The sequence below is a fragment of the Tepidimonas charontis genome (genome assembly GCF_007556685.1).
GTDB lineage: Bacteria > Pseudomonadota > Gammaproteobacteria > Burkholderiales > Burkholderiaceae_C > Tepidimonas > Tepidimonas charontis.
The window spans coordinates 1-3,849 of the sequence record NZ_VJON01000077.1; the positions used below are offsets into that span (position 1 = coordinate 1).

A 3,849-nucleotide genomic window follows, 5' to 3' on the forward strand; every position below is an offset into this window, starting at 1 on the left:
CTGTGCCTTGAGGCCGAGCAGATGCCGCAGCAGATCCGGCCACCATGCCAGCTCCACCCAGCCCTCGCCGTCCTGGTACTTCACCGACCCGACCCAGCGCATTTGCACCTTGGTGGGCGGCAGCGGCTTGCCGTTGCGCTTGTGGGCAGGCTCGTAGAACGTGATCGACCGCTTGTAAAGGGCTTTGGCCGCTGCCTGCAACTGGTCATAGGCCGTGTCGAGATCGACCTGGAAGGCCTCGGCGTACTCCATTGCCGTGATACGGGTGCGCGGCACCTCGCCGGGTGGCAGTGCGCGGCGGCTGTCCAGCTTGGACACCGCAGCGGCCACGATGCGCTTCTCGGCAAGGGTCAGGCCGTGTCCTGCGCGGGTTAGCGCGTTGCTCATCGTCACCCAGCGCTCGCCCGGCTGGCGCTCCACGTCGGCGGCGTCGTAGTTGGCCAACGCCTGCGCTGCGGCCTTCGGCGGGCGTCCGCGCCGCTTGGGCGCGGGCACTTCGGGCAGCAGTTCGTCAGCGCGGCGCATAGCCTGCCTCCGCGAGTGCTTTCGCCAGTTCGCGCATGGCGTCCATCATCAAGTCGGCTTCGTCGTCGCCCACGGCGTTTTGCCGGACTTCGGTCCAGCGGACACGCTTGACGAATTGAGCCAAAGCCAGCGCCTGCGCGGGTTCCAGCACCATCCAGACCTCTACCTGATCGTTCATATCTGCCGTCCTTCCGGTCAATCTGCCGTGTACAAATCATGGCAGATAAAGCCTATTCTGCCAAGAACTTTTAGGGCAGAACTGTGGATGACACCGGAAAAAAGGCAGGGATGACCGGAAAAAAGGCAGGGATGACCGGAAAAAAGGCAGGATTCGCGGAACGTCAAAAACCCCCGCAAACCCTTGAAGAACAAGGCTTTCCGGGCCGCCCTCGCGCGCGCGCGCGAAAAAAACAAGAAAAAACAAGAAAAAACCCGGGGAGCGCCCGAGCCAAAGACCGGCAGCGTCGCCACTCCACCGCCCGAGACTTCGCGGGGGCGTGCCGCCCCCCCGTCCTGCGCTCCTCGGCCTTCGGCCTGCGGTGCTCGCGAAGTCGCCCCCCCTGTGGGAGGGCTGCGCCCTCCCCCCGCCTTCGGCGGCTCCCCCCACCCGGCGCCTTCGGCGCGGTCAGCAGGAAGAAGGGGCGGCAAAGCCCCTAGAACGCGCTAGGAGCCGTTTTTAGGGGTTGGGTAGGGGTAGGGTAGGGGTCGCGTGCGAAAACGCGCTGTAGGGCCTCTAGAGCGGCCCTGGAGGGCCGATAGCCTGTGCGAGAGGGGGCAGGACAAAGGGCGCAGCCCGCCAGGACTGCCCCCCGAGCCTCCCGGCGGCGAGGGCGGGGCGTGGGGCAGAGCCCCACAGGGCGGGCGTGGCAGATGGCCTAGGACTGGTCCCAGGCGTCGATGGTCAGCACCAGGTCAGGCGGGCAGGCGGCGAGGCGCTGCCGGTCGATCTGGATGTGCGAGGAGTCGATACGGCCCGTGACTTCATCGAGCAGCGGCCACACGTCAGCGGCGCGGGCTTCGTAGCGGTTCGGGTAGCCGTCGCTGCGCAGCTTCCGCGCCTTGCCAGCGGCCACCAGGTCATTGAGCCAGCGCAGGCCAGACAGACCGGCTTCCCAGCTTGCCAGGGTGTTGGCCTTGTCGATCATCACGCCGTCCGGCTGGCCCTCGGAAACGACGATCCACCAGCCCAGCATTACGGCCTCTTGGTGAGCGCGGGCGGTTCTACGGGTTCGCTGCCGTCCAACGCCGGATCAGTGGTCGGGGCGGGCAGGCCGAACAGGGCGCGATCATCGGCCCGCGTCAGCGTGGCATCCATCATTGCCAGGAGCTTGTCTTTCGGCCATTCCCCGCGCTCGACTTTGGCGAGGATGGCAGCGCCGACCAGGATTTTCCGGCGCGTGTCCTGCTGGCGTGTCAGCTTCGCTTGTGCGGCACGTTGGCGGGCGAGTATTTTCGCCTTGCGTGCCTTCTCCTGTTTGAGCTTGGCCTCCAGCGCCGCTATTCGTTCGTCGATGCTTGCCATGCGTCCCCCTTTGGCGTGTGAGATGGCCGCATTTTAGCCCGCCGTGCTGGGGGTGCGCAGGCGTAGAATACGCCGCAACACCCACCCGCAGCGAACAGCAAGGGCGCACTTATGCAAACTTCGTTTGCGTGCGGTCAGGGCTGCGCCCCGACACCCCGAGGAAACGCCCGTGGCGATCTACCACCTATCCGTCAAGACGATAAGCCGGTCTGCCGGTCGCAGTGCGACAGCGGCAGCGGCCTATCGTGCCGGGGTGAAAATCACCGACGAGCGCACCGGCGAGATTCACGACTACACCCGCAAGGGTGGCGTCGAATCCGCCGAGCTGATCTTGCCTGCCGGTGCGCCAGAGTGGGCCGCCGACCGGGCGGCACTCTGGAACGCTGCCGAGCAGGCCGAGACCCGCAAGAACTCGACGGTGGCCCGCGAGTTCGAGATCGCCCTACCCGCCGAGCTTTCCCCCGCCGAGCGGGCGCGGCTGGCCCGCGACTTGGCGCGGGAGATCGTGGAGCGGCACGGATGCGCGGCTGACGTGTGCATCCATGCCCCCGGCAAGGACGGCGACGACCGCAACCACCACGCCCACATCCTGCTGACCACCCGCCGCCTAGGGCCGGAGGGTTTCGGCGAGAAAACCCGCGAGCTAGACGACCAGAAAACCGGGCCGCAGATCGTCACGCAGTGGCGGGAGCGGTTCGCCCAGTTGCAGAACGAGCGCCTACGCGAAGCGGGGCACTCGGTGCAGGTTGACCACCGCAGCCACGCCGAGCGCGGCCTAGACGCGGAGCCGACCCGGCACCTTGGGCCAGCGGCCACCGGCTACGAGCGCCGCACCGGCGAGCCGAGCCGCAAGCGGCTGGACTTCGAGGCCGAGATAGCCGACCGGCTGACGCGGGCCCGCGAGGCGGGCGAGTTGGAGCGGCAAGGCCGCCAGATCGACCGGGGCATCCTCGACCTGTCGGGCGACCTGGAAGCGGCCAAGCGGGAGCGCGACCGCCAGCTCGCCGAGCGGGCGGCAGCGCCCAAGACTGCCGAGCAGTCCCGGCAGGAGGCCGAGCAGCTCGCCCGCCAGGCCATCGGCCAAGGGGTGCGCCTGTATGCCGTCGGCGAAGGTGCGACCGCGCGGGGGCAGATTGTGGGCGAAACAGCCCATCACTACGTGCAGCGCGTGTCCCCGACCGTGGCCGCGATCCACGAGAAAGCGCGGTTCGGCCACCTGCCGCCAGGTCAGCGACCGAAGATCGGCCAACACCTTGCCATCGGCTACACCGACGGCAAGGCCAAGGCAACGCCGATCCAGCCGCCCGGGCGCGGCCGCGGCCTCACCCGGTGAAGCTGGCCGAGCAGCGGCTCAGCCCCCCAGGGGCAGGCGGCCCTGCGGGTCGCGCATGAAGGTGAAGCGCAGCGCCTTGACCTTGCGGCCCGCCTTGATCGGCTGCCACTGGATGAGCCAGCCGTCTTTCTCGGTCAGTTCCTTGACCGCAGGCTCGATGATCTTCCGTCGCACTGCGGCGAAGTCCGCCGCCTGTTTCTCGGTGGCTTCCATCGAGGCGCAGAAGTCCTCGATCGTGTATTCCGCCGTGCCGGTGGACTCGAAGCGCGTCAGCAGTTCCAGGAGCCGCCAGCTGTAGACCGAGCGCAGCGCGGACGCTTGCTGTAGCTGGTAGGTGGTGAACTGTGCCTTGAGGCCGAGCAGATGCCGCAGCAGATCCGGCCACCATGCCAGCTCCACCCAGCCCTCGCCGTCCTGGTACTTCACCGACCCGACCCAGCGCATTTGCACCTTGGTGGGCGGCAGCGGC

Annotated in this window: 6 protein-coding genes; 1 reads left to right on the top strand and 5 read right to left on the bottom strand. The window is 67.8% G+C overall.

Annotation, left to right across the window (positions count from 1 at the left end):
• From Tchar_RS13255 to Tchar_RS13270, 4 genes are all read right to left on the bottom strand, one after another.
• On the bottom strand, positions 1-525 hold a 525-nt coding region (locus tag Tchar_RS13255; protein WP_201739383.1), incomplete at its 3' end, for a replication initiation protein.
• Positions 512-703, bottom strand: a complete 192-nt coding sequence (locus Tchar_RS13260; RefSeq protein WP_143904519.1) for a DUF7706 family protein — start codon at positions 701-703, stop codon at positions 512-514. The genes Tchar_RS13260 and Tchar_RS13255, both read right to left, overlap by 14 nt.
• A 697-nt stretch (positions 704-1,400) precedes the next feature.
• Positions 1,401-1,718, bottom strand: a complete 318-nt coding sequence (locus Tchar_RS13265; protein WP_144329455.1) for a hypothetical protein — start codon at positions 1,716-1,718, stop codon at positions 1,401-1,403.
• Positions 1,718-2,047 carry a mobilization protein gene (locus Tchar_RS13270; protein ID WP_144329456.1) on the bottom strand — a complete coding sequence of 110 codons (330 nt, stop codon included), beginning with the start codon at positions 2,045-2,047 and terminating at the stop codon, positions 1,718-1,720. The genes Tchar_RS13265 and Tchar_RS13270 overlap by 1 nt, the downstream gene beginning before the upstream one ends.
• Before the next feature lie 169 nt (positions 2,048-2,216).
• On the opposite strand from Tchar_RS13270, the gene mobQ reads away from it, so the two are divergent.
• Positions 2,217-3,380, top strand: coding sequence for a MobQ family relaxase (gene mobQ / locus Tchar_RS13275; RefSeq protein WP_143904521.1), 1,164 nt, complete (start codon positions 2,217-2,219; stop codon positions 3,378-3,380).
• 18 nt (positions 3,381-3,398) lie between these two features.
• Here the strand turns inward: mobQ and Tchar_RS13280 are convergent.
• On the bottom strand, positions 3,399-3,849 hold a 451-nt coding region (locus Tchar_RS13280), incomplete at its 5' end, for a replication initiation protein (RefSeq protein ID WP_144329457.1).

Bases quoted from the DNA above. Each gene is read 5' to 3' on its own strand.
- Tchar_RS13265 (WP_144329455.1), bottom strand. From the start codon at position 1,718: ATGCTGGGCTGGTGGATCGTCGTTTCCGAGGGCCAGCCGGACGGCGTG.
- Tchar_RS13270 (WP_144329456.1), bottom strand. From the start codon at position 2,047: ATGGCAAGCATCGACGAACGAATAGCGGCGCTGGAGGCCAAGCTCAAA.
- Tchar_RS13260 (WP_143904519.1), bottom strand. From the start codon at position 703: ATGAACGATCAGGTAGAGGTCTGGATGGTGCTGGAACCCGCGCAGGCG.